This is a genomic window from Bacillus sp. LBG-1-113 (assembly GCF_020708615.1).
Lineage (GTDB): Bacteria > Bacillota > Bacilli > Bacillales > Bacillaceae > Bacillus > Bacillus mojavensis.
In genome coordinates, this window is record NZ_JAJFDG010000019.1 from 1 (window position 1) to 15698 (window position 15698).

General features: G+C 43.3%; 15 protein-coding genes, 2 tRNA genes, 1 rRNA gene and 1 riboswitch. Of the genes, 4 read left to right on the top strand and 14 right to left on the bottom strand.

The annotated features are described in order from the left end of the window. The 3 genes from LJF29_RS20925 to LJF29_RS20935 all read right to left on the bottom strand — a co-directional run. Positions 1-91, bottom strand: a 16S ribosomal RNA gene (locus LJF29_RS20925); the annotation flags it as partial. 103 nt (positions 92-194) lie between these two features. Beyond that, positions 195-268: transfer RNA gene (locus LJF29_RS20930), tRNA-Gly, on the bottom strand. Positions 269-281: 13 nt separating this feature from the next. Further along, positions 282-358: transfer RNA gene (locus LJF29_RS20935), tRNA-Arg, on the bottom strand. 336 nt (positions 359-694) lie between these two features. On the opposite strand from LJF29_RS20935, the gene LJF29_RS20940 reads away from it, so the two are divergent. Beyond that, positions 695-1549, top strand: a complete 855-nt coding sequence (locus LJF29_RS20940) for a manganese catalase family protein (RefSeq protein WP_229150285.1) — start codon at positions 695-697, stop codon at positions 1547-1549. 56 nt (positions 1550-1605) lie between these two features. On the opposite strand, the gene LJF29_RS20945 is transcribed toward LJF29_RS20940, so the two are convergent. The 8 genes from LJF29_RS20945 to LJF29_RS20980 all read right to left on the bottom strand — a co-directional run bounded on the left by LJF29_RS20945 (position 1606) and on the right by LJF29_RS20980 (position 8852). Continuing rightward, complete coding sequence (locus LJF29_RS20945) at positions 1606-2694, bottom strand: glycoside hydrolase family 26 protein (protein ID WP_229150286.1); 1089 nt, start codon at positions 2692-2694, stop codon at positions 1606-1608. Between the two features lie 16 nt (positions 2695-2710). After that, positions 2711-3661 (bottom strand): mannose-6-phosphate isomerase, class I, encoded by a 951-nt coding sequence (gene manA / locus LJF29_RS20950; RefSeq protein WP_229150287.1) that lies wholly within the window; start codon positions 3659-3661, stop codon positions 2711-2713. Continuing rightward, positions 3658-4557 (bottom strand): ROK family protein, encoded by a 900-nt coding sequence (locus LJF29_RS20955; RefSeq protein WP_229150288.1) that lies wholly within the window; start codon positions 4555-4557, stop codon positions 3658-3660. Before LJF29_RS20955 ends, manA begins: the two co-directional genes overlap by 4 nt. Before the next feature lie 28 nt (positions 4558-4585). Next, on the bottom strand, positions 4586-5299 hold the full coding sequence (gene gmuR / locus LJF29_RS20960) for a transcriptional regulator GmuR (RefSeq protein ID WP_229150289.1): 714 nt from the start codon (positions 5297-5299) through the stop codon (positions 4586-4588). A 150-nt stretch (positions 5300-5449) separates the two neighbouring features. Then, positions 5450-6847: a glycoside hydrolase family 1 protein gene (locus LJF29_RS20965; protein WP_229150290.1), complete on the bottom strand. Its 1398-nt coding sequence runs from the start codon at positions 6845-6847 to the stop codon at positions 5450-5452. A gap of 18 nt (positions 6848-6865) precedes the next feature. After that, complete coding sequence (celB, locus tag LJF29_RS20970) at positions 6866-8191, bottom strand: PTS cellobiose transporter subunit IIC (RefSeq protein ID WP_229150291.1); 1326 nt, start codon at positions 8189-8191, stop codon at positions 6866-6868. Between the two features lie 17 nt (positions 8192-8208). Further along, positions 8209-8541, bottom strand: a complete 333-nt coding sequence (locus tag LJF29_RS20975) for a PTS lactose/cellobiose transporter subunit IIA (RefSeq protein WP_010333194.1) — start codon at positions 8539-8541, stop codon at positions 8209-8211. Further along, positions 8541-8852 carry a PTS sugar transporter subunit IIB gene (locus tag LJF29_RS20980; RefSeq protein WP_010333193.1) on the bottom strand — a complete coding sequence of 104 codons (312 nt, stop codon included), beginning with the start codon at positions 8850-8852 and terminating at the stop codon, positions 8541-8543. Before LJF29_RS20980 ends, LJF29_RS20975 begins: the two co-directional genes overlap by 1 nt. 178 nt (positions 8853-9030) lie before the next feature. Further along, positions 9031-9130: riboswitch (purine riboswitch) on the top strand. A gap of 54 nt (positions 9131-9184) precedes the next feature. On the opposite strand from LJF29_RS20980, the gene pbuE reads away from it, so the two are divergent. Then, the gene (pbuE, locus tag LJF29_RS20985; protein WP_010333192.1) at positions 9185-10351 is read left to right on the top strand and encodes a purine transporter PbuE; all 1167 of its coding nucleotides are present in this window, start codon (positions 9185-9187) and stop codon (positions 10349-10351) included. 16 nt (positions 10352-10367) lie between these two features. On the opposite strand, the gene LJF29_RS20990 is transcribed toward pbuE, so the two are convergent. Continuing rightward, entirely contained in the window at positions 10368-10988 is a 621-nt protein-coding gene (locus LJF29_RS20990) for a YdhK family protein (RefSeq protein WP_168749393.1), read from the bottom strand. A gap of 143 nt (positions 10989-11131) precedes the next feature. Then, positions 11132-12109, bottom strand: a complete 978-nt coding sequence (locus tag LJF29_RS20995) for an HD domain-containing protein (protein ID WP_229150292.1) — start codon at positions 12107-12109, stop codon at positions 11132-11134. 322 nt (positions 12110-12431) lie between these two features. Between LJF29_RS20995 and phoB the strand changes: the two genes are divergently transcribed. Together phoB and LJF29_RS21005 are read left to right on the top strand one after the other, a co-directional pair. After that, complete coding sequence (gene phoB / locus LJF29_RS21000; RefSeq protein ID WP_229150293.1) at positions 12432-13820, top strand: alkaline phosphatase PhoB; 1389 nt, start codon at positions 12432-12434, stop codon at positions 13818-13820. 64 nt (positions 13821-13884) lie between these two features. Next, positions 13885-14592, top strand: a complete 708-nt coding sequence (locus LJF29_RS21005; RefSeq protein ID WP_229150294.1) for a DUF4352 domain-containing protein — start codon at positions 13885-13887, stop codon at positions 14590-14592. A gap of 315 nt (positions 14593-14907) precedes the next feature. On the opposite strand, the gene LJF29_RS21010 is transcribed toward LJF29_RS21005, so the two are convergent. Further along, on the bottom strand, positions 14908-15698 hold a 791-nt coding region (locus LJF29_RS21010), incomplete at its 5' end, for a BclA C-terminal domain-containing protein (RefSeq protein ID WP_420709713.1).

Genomic DNA, 15698 nt, shown 5'->3' on the forward strand with positions numbered 1-15698 from the left:
CAGGGAGCAAGCTCCCATCTGTCCGCTCGACTTGCATGTATTAGGCACGCCGCCAGCGTTCGTCCTGAGCCAGGATCAAACTCTCCGATAAAGTAGTTTGACTGACTACGCACATTGCTGTGCGATTCATTTAAAACTTGAATTAACAGGTACGTTTTGTCTTGTTTAGTTTTCAAAGATCATTCAATAAATAATGGAGCGGGTGATGAGAATCGAACTCACGACATCAGCTTGGAAGGCTGAGGTTTTACCACTAAACTACACCCGCGTGTATATTATATTGGCGCGCCCGAGAGGAGTCGAACCCCTAACCTTTTGATCCGTAGTCAAACGCTCTATCCAATTGAGCTACGGGCGCTTATCGAGCGACTTAACTATCATACTATTAATTGATATTAAAGTCAAGATGTTTTTTTCGAATGCTTTTTTTAAAATCTTTTTGATTCGACTTTATCTATTATACACATTCTGAAGTGTTTGTAAACACCTTCGAAAAACTTTTTTGTTTTTCATTTTTTTGTGCTGTTCATCAGCGACATTTAATACTATACCATGTGTTTTTTTATTGGTCAACACTTTTTCTATATTTTTATTTCGATTTTCTCATTTTCTTTTCCGCTGTTTGTTAGTCCGTATATTTTATCTGATTGAACAGATGATATAAAAACAAAATAATATAGAAAAGAGGCATGTTATGTTTTACTACAAAGAAGAATTGATCAATATCATTAAACCCGATAAGCCAGATCCGGCCGCAGCTAAAGTACTGCAGGAAATATTAGGCGGACATTATGGAGAAATGCGTACAATGATGCAATATTTCTTTCAAAGCTCCAATTTCAGAGGAAAGCAGAAACAATATCGTGATTTGCTGCGCGGTATCTTCTTAGAAGAAATTGCCCATGTAGAGCTTGTGCAAAATACAATCAATGCTTTGTTGGATGAATCAGGCGGTGCTGGTGTCGGCAGCCAGGGTATAGATCACGCTCCCCTTGATGAAGCAGTTAAACATGCTAACCCCCATCATTACATTATTGGCGCACAGAGTTCACTCCCGGTTGATGCGGGCGGCAATCCTTGGAACGCCTCCTGGGTGTATAATCACGGAAACTTAATCACTGACCTGTTGGATAACTTGTTGCTTGAGTCTACTGGTGTTCTCCAAAAAACAAGAATTTATGAAATGAGCTCTAACCAGACGTTCCGGGAAACACTCGCTTTTCTTATTGTACGTGACAATGCTCACCAAAATGCTTTCGCTAAAGCGCTTGAGACTTTGGGCGTTGACTGGGCTAAGCTTTTTCCTGTTCCGAATTACGACATTAATAAATACCCAGAGTGCAGAAAGTATGTCGAATTGGGCTACCATAATGTACAGTTTAACTTCAGATTAGATGAAACAAGAATTGCAGAGATCTTCCAAGGAAAATCTCCAAGCAGAAATGGCGGCGAACTGCGAGTAACCGAACCTCCTGCTGGATTCCCTGTTCCGGTTCTTCCGGACATGCCGAATGAACATAGTCCCGGCTTAGGGGATATGAACGCTTGATGAGCAAAAGGTTCTTAAGGATATCCTTGAGAACCTTTATTAATGTAAAACGTTTTTTATTCAACTATAGGTGTTAATGTATCCCCATTCCATACTTCTCCCTTATTTAATGTCCAGCTATCATTATAGAGAGCGGAAGCACCTTTGTTCACAGCCGGGCTCCATTCATCATTCCAGGCCAGATAATAAGTGGTTTTAGGGTATTTCTGTTTTATCGCACTCATAAACAGGCTGTAATCAAAGCTGCCGTTTGCAGTTTGCGGACCAACTTCCGTGAAAGCAAAGGGTTTATTAAGTGCTGTCAGCTGGTCGTATCCGCTTATCGAATATGGATCTTGAAAGTATGCATCTAACCCAACGATATCTACGTATGAAGCTCCCGGGTAAAAATCTGTTTTAAAATCTCGATTAGCGTCGGGGGAGTAAACCCATAATAAATGATCTAATCCTCTTTCGTCAGTCATATAATGATAGATTTTGATATAGAGCTGTTTATATAAGAAGATTCTTTCATCATCCTTTTGATTATATGACGTCAGCCCCCACCAAAACCACTCGCCGTTCATCTCATGCAGCGGCCTGAACAGAACGGGCACGCCTTGGTTTTCCAGCTGTTGAAGTCCGTCAGCAATTTTGCTGAGCATGGCGTTCAGCCGCTTCCCCTCTGTTGTTGTAGAGTCTAACAGTTTTTTATACTGATCGTTGGTAATCGGTGTTTTAAAATGTCCTGACTGATAAGCAGGATTTGCTAGATGCAGACTGATCTGCGGAATCCCTCCGCTTTTCCAGTACGATATTAAATCACTGTTGCAGCTCACGTCTATAGAATCTTCAATATTTGAGGTTTCAAGCCATCCCCTCGCGTAATCGCAGCCGTAAATGGCAGGTGATTGTCCGGATGCGTTCCGGATTCTTTCTGCTTCTGCCATAGAGAATGTGTCATGACTGTAACCGCCAAACGCACCGGAAAGCACCCTGTTTTCAGAACGATTCGGCAGGTGGGCAAGCCAATTCATCACATCTTTTGTTGTCTGCTGTGCTTTAGGATTAACAGGTGACACAGTATGTGCTTGGATCGGCTCAGCCAAAACGGCAGACGCAAATAAAAATAAGATGAACAAACAGATGATAGGTTTCTTTAACACAGAAATTCCTCCGTTCTTATGAAGGATGGGCTATGATCAGCTCGCAAGTTCCTTCTATTGAAAACTCGCCAAAATGGGCAGGTAAAATAAAGTGTGAGCCTTTCTTGCATTCATACTGCACACCGTTGTTTTCTATTATCCCTGAGCCTTCGACAACACTGCCCAGCAAAAAGGTTTGATGAGAAGGGAAAACCGGCTTGCCGCTGACGTTCCATTTGTAAACTGAGAAATAATCTGACTGAACATAAGACGTAATCACGGCATCCTTCATTTCTTTCACCGACGGTATTGGTTCAGAGTCCGTATGCGGTATGTTTACGACTTCCATCGCTTTTTCTATATGGAGATCCCTTTTTTGGCCATGGTCATTACAGCGTTCATAATCGTATACGCGATATGTGGTATCGGAATTTTGCTGAATTTCAAGGACGAGGGTGCCCTCACACAATGCATGCAGCGTGCCGCTTGGAACATAAAAGAAATCTCCGGGCTTTATGTTGATGCGCCTAAGCAGCCCGTTCCAGTCACCGCTTTCTATAAGCTGTTTGAATTCTTCCTTCGTGCCTGCATGATGTCCCAGAATCAGTTCTGCGTCTTCTTTGCAATCAATAATGTACCAGCACTCTGTTTTTCCAGGGTCTCCGTTTTCGTGTACCATGGCATAATGATCATCAGGATGCACCTGTACGGAGAGGTCCATGTTGGCATCAAGTACTTTCACCAGTAACGGAAACACGCTTCTTTGCGGAAAGCCGAAAAACTCCGGGCATTCTTTCCACACTTGATCCAGTGTTTTTCCTGCCAACCGGCCATTTTGAATAGTCGATGATCCATTGGCATGGGCCGAGACAGCCCAGCATTCACCCGTTTTTTCTGAAGGGATGCTGTAGCCGAATCTATCACGAAGCGCTGTGCCGCCCCATATCCTTTCTTTAAAAATCGGCTCTAAAAATAAAGGATGCTTCATGATGGAACCTCCCCGGATGCTTCTTCTGCTTTTAATGCCTGATCGGCTAAAACAAACGTTCCGATGATTCCGGCATTTCTGCCTAAACGGGGAGATACAATATACTCATTTATACTTTCTGATAATTCAGAAAAATTAAAGTAGCTGTTCATTATTTTAGGTACATATTGATATATATAAGGGAACAGCTGGCTCTGATTCATGACGCCGCCGCCAAGAATCATTTTTTTGGGTGCCAGGATGAGGATATATTGTGCCAGAGCCTGCGCAATATAATATCCTTCAAGTTCCCAGACCTCATTTACATGTGATAAATCTGCCGCCTTGTTTCCCCATCGTGCTTCTATAGCGGGACCGGAAGCCAGACCTTCGAAGCAATCCTTATGATAGGGGCACTTTCCTTGATACGTGTCATCCGGATGGCGGCGAATATAGATATGGCCCATTTCAGGATGTGACAATCCTTGCAGAAGCCGCCCTTCTATAACCGCGCCTGCACCAATGCCAGTTCCGATCGTGATATATAAGCAGCTGTCGAGGTCTTTAGCTGCTCCGAAAAGAGATTCTCCGAGCGCCGCAGCGTTTACATCTGTGCTGAATCCGACAGGAATATTCATTTCTTCTTTTATTGTTTTCAAGAATGGATAGTGCCTCCAGCCTGGTTTAGGCGTGGCAGTAATGGTTCCATATGTTTTACTGTTTACATCTATATCAACGGGACCAAAGGAGCCGATGCCGATTGCCTGTAGCGAGAATTGGCGAAAATATTGAATCACTTTCTCTATCGTTTCATCCGGCATCGCTGTTGGTAGCTCCATTCTGTCAATGATCGTTCCATCTTCTGTTCCGACGGCACACACAAATTTTGTGCCGCCTGCTTCAATACCGCCAAGCATGCAGATGGCCTCCTTGTTATCTCCGCGATCAGCGCCTTACATTTACCGAAGTGACGACAAATTTGTCATGCCGATGACGTGAAAAGGAATATTCAAATGGAATTCCGTTATCTAAAAAGCCCACGTGCTCCACTTCAAGAATGGGATCATCCTGTTTGCAGCCTAGATGCTGCTGATCCATCTCATCAGATTTACAGGCTCTGATTTTCCGGTGTGTTCCGGCAATCTTTAGCTGAAGCCTATTTGTGATGTGTTCATAAATAGAGTGGTGCAGCACCTCATCATTAATGCCGGCTATTAAGTGTGTCGGCATATATGTTTTTTCCAACACATATGGCTCTCCTTCCACAATCCGCAGCCGTACAACATAATAAACCGGCGTTTTCTGATCAATTGATAAATGAGCAGCCACTTCCTCAGTGGGAAATTGCACCTCGAACTGAATGACCTTGCTTTTGATTGTTTTGTCTTTTAACAAATTGGTCAGTCCGAGGATTTCATTGCTGACGACATGGACATGATCATCCTGTATCGCAGATTGAATGATAAAGGTTCCATGACCGCGTTTTCTGAATAACAGTCCTTCAGCAACTAAATTATCAAGAGCTCTTTTCATCGTCATGCGGCTTGAATTGAACTCTTTTGCAAGAGATATTTCATCGGGAATTGGCTGATCGATGGGATATACTTTATTTTTGATTCGTTTTCTCATTTCATTTGCAATGATTTCGTATTTATTCATTGGTATCCTCCGGCAACTGTAAAAATTTTGATATCGAATAAGCTTCTTTACCGATATCATAAGTTCTTTTCCCTGTTTCATCAATGTTATGGCTATTTGTTGTCTCTATGAGAAATCTTGACCGCCGGAAGACCTTTTTGCTATAGCAACCTAAAAACCATTTTTCTCAGCAACCTCTTTGAACCATTTTCCGCTCTTTTTGACCGTTCTTTCTCCGTCTTTCTCCAGATTGACTGATACAAATCCGTATCGGTTTTTATAAGCATTTGTCCATGACCAATTGTCCATAAACGTCCATAAGTGATAGCCTTTTACGTTTGATCCTTCCTGTATAGCGCGGTGAATCCATTTTAAGTGCTCTTTGATAAATTCAATTCGGTAGTCATCTTGAATCATGCCCTGTTCATCTCTGAAACGCTCTTCCCCTTCAACTCCCATGCCGTTTTCAGAAATAAAGCACTCGATATTCCCGTAATTTTCTTTTAGATTGATCAGGATATCATAAACGCCTTTTTCATAAATCTCCCAGCCTCGGTGAGGATTCATTTTTCGGCCCGGCATGACGTAAGGATCGAAATACCTGTCAGGCAAAAACGGCGCATCCGGATTTGGCAGGTGCTCTTTGGCTTTTACACGTCTCGGCTGATAATAATTCACACCTAATAAGTCAACCGTATGCTGTTTAATGATCTCAAGATCCTCTTTCTCGTATTCAGGCATAAAGCCTTCAGTTTTTAAAATGTGTATGAGTTCTTTTGGAAACTCGCCTTTTACAGAAGGGTCTAAAAAAGATCGGTTAAAGAACGCATCTGCTATTTCTCCCGCTTTTACATCTGCCGGGTGGCTGCTTCTCGGGTAGGATGGCGTCAAATTTAAGATGATGCCGATTTTTCCATCCTGCCTCATCTCTCTGTAAGCCTGTATGGCGCGGGCGCTTGATAACAATGTGTGAAACCCGACTTGAACGGCTTCTTTAAAATCTACCTTGTTCGGATAATGAAAATCATATAAATATCCGCCTTCGACCGGCACGATCGGCTCGTTATGGGTGAACCATTTTTTCACGCGATCGCCAAACAAACGAAAGCACGTTCTCGCATAGTTTTCATAAGCGTCCACCGTTTCTCTGTTTGCCCAGCCGCCGATGTTTTGAAGTTCCATCGGCATATCGAAATGAAACAAATTGACAAAGGGTTCTATTCCATTAGCTATGAACTCATCAATGACGCTGTTATAAAAGTCCGCTGCTTTAGGGGTGATCTCGCCTGTTCCGCCCGGTATTAAACGTGACCATGAAATCGACATACGGAACGAGTTGTGGCCAAGCTCCTTCATCAGCCTGATATCGTCTTTATAGTTGTCATAAAATTTCGATGTGGATGCAGGTCCTACATGATCAAAAAAGCGATGAGGCTCTTTTTCAAACCAGTAATCCCAAATATTCTTCCCTTTTCCGTCTCGATCGGCGGCACCCTCCGTTTGTGTCGCTGAAGCAGATGATCCCCACCAAAAATCTTTCGGAAAACGATACTGTTCTGTTTGAGTCAAGTTCTCTCTCTCCTTATGTCACATTTTGATGCTGTTATCATTTTGCTGTGCTGTTTCCTGAACAGCCTGTTCCTTTTCTTTTGCCAAATGTAATTTATCCATCGCTTTCAGGAACGGGAACCATATCACAAAGACAATCATCAGATTGACAAGCTGCATCACGCCGCCCATGATTGAGTTTGTCGCCATGATGCCATTAATAAATAGCGGGACCGTCCATGGGACCGTGACACCTGTTGGAGGCGGAACAAGTCCGGCGGACATGGCCAGATAGGTGACGAGTGTAACAATCATCGGCGCCAAAACCCAAGGCACAAGGATGATCGGATTCATCACAATCGGCAGCCCGAAGATAATCGGTTCGTTTACGTTAAAAATCCCTGGAGCAAGGCCGAGTTTTGATACTTGCTTCATCTGCCTGCTTTTCATGAATATGAGAATCGTAAATACAATCGCCAGCGTCATCCCGGTTCCGCCCATCCCCACTGTATAAATCTCCATAAACGGTTTTGAGATGATGTGCGGTACTTCTTTCCCCGCTGTGTAGGCTGCCAGGTTTTCCACCTGCAGTGTATTCCAGATCGGATCCATCACAGAGTTGATAATGATTTGCCCATGCAATCCGAAAAACCATAGAATTTGAATGAAAAATACAGCAATCAGCGTCGGTATGATACCGCTTCCAAGTCCGACAAGCGGAGCCTGAATCGCATGATAAATGACATCATGCATATTGGTTTTGAAAAGCTGGGTGACCACAACGTTAATCAGCAAAAACACAGTCAATGTGATAAAAGCCGGAATAAGTGCGGCAAATGATTTTGCTACAGCCGGCGGAACCCCGGCAGGCATTTTGATCGTCAGGTTTTTTTGAACGATTCTTCTGTAGATTTCACCAGAAAGAAATGCCGTGATCATTCCCAGAAACATTCCTTTGGCACCGAGGCGGTCTACCGGAATGACGCCGGTTATGGCATCTCCTGTTTCCGGCTGAACAATAAAAGGCGTCAGCAGGAAAAAGGAAACCAAAGCGATCGCACCGCCAAACACAGCTTCGACCTGATAGCTTTTTGAGAGATAATAGCCTATACCGAACACGACGAAGACAGACATAATCCCCATGGTCGCCGTAGACGCAACGCCAAAATTGGACTGAAACGATGTGAGCATTGAAGCATTCATGATTTTATTTAAAAACGGCAGGTTCGTTAATACCACAAAAATGGACCCGAATATCGTAAGCGGGAAGGCCAGCATAAACGCATCGCGCAACACCTGTAAATAACGGTTATTATTTAACCTCCCTGCAATTGGAACAAGGAATTGGCTGATTTTCTCGAACACCCTATCCACCCCGATTTTTATAGATTCTTTGTTTTAAAGATGCCAAGCAGCTCTTTTACCAATTCTTTCATGGTCAATGTTGACATCAGGTGATCTTCCGCGTGCATAAGCAGCAATGAGAAATTGGCTGCCTCGCCGCTTGATTCTTTCTGTATCATTTGAAAGTGAATGTCATGGGCTGCAGATAGAGCATCCTCAGCCTGGGCAATAAGGGCATCTGCCTCCCCCCTGTTTCCTTCCTTGTAGGCGCGCAGTGATTGAATGATGCAGCTGCGGGCATTGCCGCTGTGGAGAATGAGCTGAAAGCTGATTTGTTCGTCTGTTAAGTCGGCAATTTTTATGTGCTCCATCATTGTTGCCCCATTAATGACAAAGCCTGTTCATATGCTTTTTTGCCATCTGCCATTCCGTAAGCCATCATGTCAATGACCTCAACCCGAATGTTGTATTGGTCGGCTGCTTTTTGCAGTTCGTTTTTCAGAAAGCTCATTTGCGGGCCGATTAAAACCGCGTCTGCCTTTTGCATATCTTCTTTCGCTTTATCCTGGCCGACTGCCCAGATCTCCGCTTCCTCTCCAATGGATTGCGCGTATTCTTTCATTTTTGTCACCAGCAAACTGGTGGACATTCCCGAACTGCACGCAAGTAAAATTTTCTTCAATGGATGTCCCTCCCCTTTTATTAAAACGCTTACAAAATTCATTATAGTCAATTAATTTTAAATGTCTATACTTTTATATAATAAATATATTCATATTATTTTTCGTTCAACCATTTATCAAATTTTTCTATGGAAGATTCGCTCACAATATGTTAAACTCATCCTCGGAAACTAAATCAATTAAATAGCTATTTTTACTTGTATAACCTCAATAATATGGATTGAGGGTGTCTACCAGGAACCGTAAAATCCTGATTACAAAAATTGTTTATCACTTTTTTTGTAATCAGGATTTTTTTATTTGTTAAAAAATTGAAGTAAAGGAGTTTGTTATGAATTTTAAAGTTTTTCTGCTTGCAGCTTCTACGATTGCAGTTGGATTGGTTGAGTTAATTGTGGGTGGGATTCTTCCTCAAATCGCAAATGATTTACACATTTCCATTGTTTCGGCCGGACAGCTGATCAGTGTGTTTGCGCTGGGATATGCTGTTTCAGGCCCGCTGCTTTTGGCATTGACCGCGAAGGTTGAACGGAAGCGTTTATATTTAATTGCGTTATTTGTTTTCTTTTTGAGTAACCTTGTCGCCTACTTCAGCCCTAATTTTGCGATGCTGATGGTATCAAGGGTATTGGCGGCGATGAGCACAGGGCTGATTGTTGTGCTTTCCTTGACGATTGCGCCGAAAATTGTGGCGCCTGAATACAGAGCCCGCGCAATTGGCATCATTTTTATGGGATTCAGTTCTGCCATCGCATTAGGTGTGCCGCTTGGCATATTGATCAGCAATTCCTTCGGATGGCGCATTTTGTTCCTTGGCATCGGACTTCTGGCGCTTATCTCTATGCTGATTATTTCGATCTTTTTTGAGAAGATACCGACGGAGAAAATGATTCCATTCCGGGATCAGATTAAAACAATCGCCAATGCAAAAATCGCCAGCTCGCACCTTGTGACGATGTTTACATTAGCGGGGCACTACACTTTATATGCTTATTTTGCCCCGTTTTTAGAGACGACTCTCCACCTAAGCTCTTTTTGGGTCAGCATTTGTTATTTCCTATTTGGAATATCTGCCGTGTGCGGAGGTCCTTTTGGAGGAGCGCTTTCTGACCGGCTCGGTTCTTTTAAGAGCATCTTGCTGGTGACCGGTTCCTTCGCCATCATTATGTTCTTATTGCCGCTGTCAACGTCGTCTATGATATTCTTTTTGCCTGTTATGGTCATTTGGGGATTGCTGAGCTGGAGTCTGGCTCCCGCACAGCAAAGCTATTTAATTGAGATTGCACCGGACACGTCTGACATTCAGCAAAGCTTTAATACGTCTGCGTTACAAATCGGGATTGCCCTTGGTTCAGCCATTGGCGGTGTTGTATTGGATCAGACGGGGACTGTTGTGTCAACAGCTTGGTGTGGAGGATCGATTGTTGTGATCGCCGTTCTGTTTGCTTTATTTTCTTTAACAAGACCTGTTCATACCGTAAAAAAATCCTCCTTGTAAAGGGAGGATTTTTTCATTATTTAGCTGAAAGCTCGTCTTCAGTTACCCACTTATGATTTTTTACTTTTTCTCCGCTTGTTGTCGATGTATAGTCCACCATGTATACCGTTGTTTTTTCTGCAGAGTCGATTTCAGCAGTTGCTCCCTTCATGCCTTTCATGTGAGAGGCCTCTAAGAGTACCTGATCTCCGGGATTGAGGGGTTTATCTCCTGCATCTTTTATCTCTTCTTGGATCACCCATTTGTGATGATCAACTCGCTGCCCTCCGGTTGTCGGTGTGTAAGAAACAACATATGCCGTTGTATCGTATGCGCCTGTAACTGTTGCTTCGGCGCCCTTCATCCCTTTCATATGAGAAGCATTGATGATGACCTGGCTGCCTATTTTATATTTAGGATGTGTCGATTCCGTTAATCCCTCTGGAACTTCAGCAGATCCGGAATGATCCATTTCTTCGTGTGAGCCGGAGTCCGAATGACTGTCATGAGTGCTTTCTTTTTTGCTATCGCTATTGCCGCATGCTGATAAAACAAAAATAAGAGACAGCAGTAAAATTCCAAGTGCCTTTTTCGAAATCTTCATGTTCATTCTCCTTTGCTTCATTTTTTGGTGTGAACCTTCACATCTGCCTGTCATACATGATCTTTTCAATAATACGATACCCCCGAAAGGTATATAAATGCGCTATTATTCTCATAACATATGCTGCTGTTTGTCCTATTCCCCGTGATCCGCAGAATAAAACGCGCTGGATAAAAGCCGCGGTTGCGCGGCTCCGGTTAGTTTTCGATTACTTTGACATACACACCTTTTTTGGCTTTCCGATAAGCGGCCTCTCCCATTCTTCTGATATGTTCAGATACTGATGAGGATGTGATCCATTCATTATGAAAGAAAATAGTAGGGTCGATGAGACGCATTTTCGTTTTTCGATGAAAATCATAATGAATGTCATCCTCTTTTACTAATATGTGAGGATGTATTTTTTCAAGCAGTCTCAGTACCTCGTCATTTTCTGATGAATGCAGGATGCCTAGTACCTCTTGGTCTGTTTTCAGCAAATCTTCGGCGGCGATGACATTGTGCTTCAGCGCAGCCTTCAGCGTTTGCGCTAAGTATTCATACCCATATACATTCACCGGGTTCATAAAGAAATCAATCACTTCCTTGTAATACACTCGCACAAACCATTCAGCTGTTTCGATACCATCTGGAAACACCCTTCCGTTTCTCACAACGAGATGATCCAAAAAGATTTCCGCTTCGCGCAGCGTGATCTGTCCATATTGATACATGTCACGCAGCGTGTAGTCGATGCGATCAGCACACAGCTCCGGTGCGGGCTGTTCGAGCAGTGTCCATCTTGTATCATTTAATAAAAGATCGTCAGCATCATAACCATGTTTTTTTAGAATTTCCGGGATCTCGGATTGGTCAATGACTTGTTGAAAAATGTTTTCATGATAATCTTCCGCTTCATTTTCAAATACAAAATCAATTACATGAGAAAATGCTGTGTGCGACACATCGTGGAGAAGACCGGCGATCTGCTCTTCTATGGTTCCCCCCAGCCTTTTGATTAGAAGCATAACGCCAATGGAGTGCTCATACCGGGTCACATTCCACTTTGGATTGACTAAAAAGCTGGCGCCGCCTTGATAAACCCCTTTTAATCTCTGTACGGGTGCGCTTTTTATGAGTTCTTCCAGTACTCCGTCTATTTGATGCCTGCCGTATAGCACATCGTTTATTTCCATACTGTCACCTCAACATCTATTCTCTTCTTCGGGTGCATTGCCGGTCACATGTTTTCCTTTAATATCCCCTCAGTAAGAAATATTACCTCTAGCAAACTCGATTTCTTTTTGAGTTCTATATCAAGGGATTGATTGACATCTTCTAGTCACATACATAATCACTAGCCGGTCAGATTTGCACATCATATTTACTTTCGGCACTGCCTTTTCATTTCCTTGTAATCTTGTAAATTCAATCTTTAAAAACGATTAATACTAGCTTAACACTTTAAAAATATAATGGGTTTGTCATTGAGGATCATATTTTTAGGAGGTTATTCAGTTGAAAAAATTCCCGAAGAAGCTGCTGCCTATTGCGGTGTTATCATCTATTGCGTTCAGCAGCCTAGTCAGCGGCAGCGTGCCTGAAGCCAGCGCCCAGGAAAAGAAAAAGGGGAATCAAAACGAAATTAAGAATGTCATCGTCTTGATCGGTGATGGGATGGGTGTGTCTTATACGTCCGCTCACCGTTACTTAAAAGATAATAAAAAGACAAAGGTTGTTGAGCCTACAGCTTTTGACCAATACCTTGTCGGACAGCAGACCACTTATCCTGAAGACCCTGAACAAAATGTAACGGATTCTGCTTCCGCCGCAACGGCTATGTCAGCTGGGATTAAAACATATAATAATGCAATTGCTGTGGATAATGACGGTTCAGAGGTCAAAACAGTTCTTGAAGCAGCAAAAGAAAAAGGAAAATCAACCGGGCTTGTCGCCACTTCAGAAATTACACACGCCACTCCGGCTTCTTTCGGTTCGCATGATCACAGCCGGAAAAATATGAATTCTATTGCAAACGACTATTTTGATGAAATGGTGAACGGCAAGCACAAAATTGATGTCCTTCTAGGCGGTGGAAAAAGCAATTTTGACCGCAAGGACCGTAATTTGGTAAAGGAATTCAAAAAAGCGGGATACAGCTATGTGGATAACCGCAAGGACATGCTGAAAAACAAGGATAGCCAAGTTCTCGGCCTATTCGCTGACGGCGGCCTGCCTAAAAAGATCGACCGCACGAAGGATATTCCTTCATTAAAAGACATGACAAACACAGCCCTCAAAAAATTAAGCAAGGACAAAGACGGTTTCTTCCTCATGGTTGAAGGAAGCCAGATTGACTGGGCCGGGCATGACAATGATATTGTCGGCGCCATGAGTGAGATGGAAGATTTCGAACAAGCCTACAAGGCGGCAATTGATTTCGCCAAAAAAGACAAGCATACTTTGGTTGTCGCAACGGCTGACCATTCAACCGGCGGATACTCCATCGGTGCGGACGGCATTTACAACTGGTTCAGTGAACCAATTAAAGCAGCAAAGCGCACCCCTGACTTTATGGCAGAAAAAATCGCCGACGGCGCAGATGTTGAAAAAACTTTAAAAACGTATATTGACCAAAAGAAATTAGCTTTAACTTCATCTGAAATTCAATCTGTTGAAAACGCGGCAAAATCGAAGGAAGTCCTTGATATTGATAATGCGATTGAGGAGATTTTCAATAAACGCTCCCACACAGGATGGACAACAGGCGGACATACCGGCGAGGATGTTCCTGTCTATGCGTACGGACCGTCCAGTGAGAAGTTTTCCGGCCAAATCGATAATACCGAAATCGCCAAAAATGTTTTCGATGCTTTACAATACAACATTAAAATTAAAGATAAGTAAGAGAATACAAGGTGGCCCGTTGCTTGTATAAGGAACGGGCTCTCTTTTTAATGGAGGACTTATGATGAAAAAGACTCTATCGATCTTATTTTTTATCGTCATACTTGCGGGCTGTTCCTCAAACGTCAATTCAGAAAAACAAAATACAGCCGGAGAGCAAAAAGCAAAAGCCACACCGCAAAGCACTTCGTCTCAAAAAGACAGTATAGATGAGTATCAGCCTAATGCACAGGTAACAGATGACCGGTCATTGCTGAAGGTCAATCAAACGTTTTCTGATGACAAAGGAGAAGCCGTCTTAAAAGATATCAAACAAGTCAATCAAACTTATAAGATAGGAAACGTAGAGTTAACAGTAAAAGAAATGAAGCTGATCCACTTACGTCCGGATTACAGCATGATTGATTATTTTCATGTATTAACACACGATGAAGAGTTTGATTTCGTTAAAGTTTTCGTTGATATCAAGAACACATCTTCCGAGAAAGTGAATTTTGCCCCGGTTGCATTGATGAAAACAAATACAGGAGAAACCTTTGATTGGAACAAAGATATTTACCTAGAAGAGTTGAATGGTGAATTAGAAGCCGGCGCCGAAAAATCCGGCAATCTCGGCTTTATTGTAAACGCAGCAAGCGGCCATGCTCACGATGAACCATCAGCTGATAAGAAGAAAAAAGAGATCAAGTGGATTGAAATCACAACAAGTGACGTTTTTGACCAAAACCATAAGAAAATCAGTGATTCTCAAAAGATCAAAATTGAATTTTAACGATTGCCTTCCAACATGGAAGGTTTTTTTATTGGTGAAGTTAAGCTGTCACGTTGTATGCCCATTTGATATCCAGTTATCACTAAAAAAGATAGAGTAAATCGAACTTCTTTTTCTTTCCTATAGTGATAAAAGTCTTTCAGTGAGCTATGAATTTCGTATTTGTCTCTTTTCCGCATACACCTGAGGTAAAAAAAGATACTGGAGCGTTTGTATGGTCAACTTAAACCAGGTCAAAAAAAGCACTGTTGAACGATTAAGTACTAGTAAGATCAATAGAGTACTTTTTGTTTGTTCATGACACAGTGCTGATTGTTAATCTAATTTTTTAATTACAATTGAAGCGTTTACGTTAGTTTGTGTCCCTCCTGCCAAAGTCTGCAGAGTCACTGCGGCAGCGGACGTATGATTTCGAAGAGTGAGGACATCGCCGGCTGCTATGGCTATAATAGCCTGACCGTTGTTTTGCTGAGTACCTGCACCTGAACCGTAGACTGTATTCGTAATCGGTGCACCATTTAAAAATAATGTAAATTGGTTAGGCTCTACTCCCGAAACAGAAAAAGTGACCTCATAGTCTCCCGGAGTGGTAATTGCAATTTGAGAAGTCCCGGGGGCATGTGTAATTCCAGGGGTGGTTATCCCTGTTGAATCAAAAATGACATCAGCCTCTATAGCTACTGTTTGAGCACTAAAGTTATAAATATACCCGTATTCGGATAACCCAGCTGCTCCTGTGCCGGTAGCTCCTGTTGCTCCGGTTGCTCCTGTGGCTCCGGTGGCTCCGGCTGGTCCGACGTCACCGGTTGCTCCTGTTGCTCCCGTCGCTCCTGTTGCTCCGGCTGGTCCGGCGTCTCCTGTGGCTCCCGTTGCTCCGGCTGGTCCGGCGTCTCCTGTGGCTCCCGTTGCTCCGGCTGGTCCGACGTCACCGGTTGCTCCTGTGGCTCCCGTTGCTCCCGTCGCTCCTGTAGCTCCGGCCGGTCCGGCGTCTCCTGTGGCTCCCGTTGCTCCGGCTGGTCCGACGTCACCGGTTGCTCCTGTGGCTCCCGTTGCTCCCGTCGCTCCTGTAGCTCCGGCCGGTCCGGCGTCTCCTGTGGCTCCCGTTG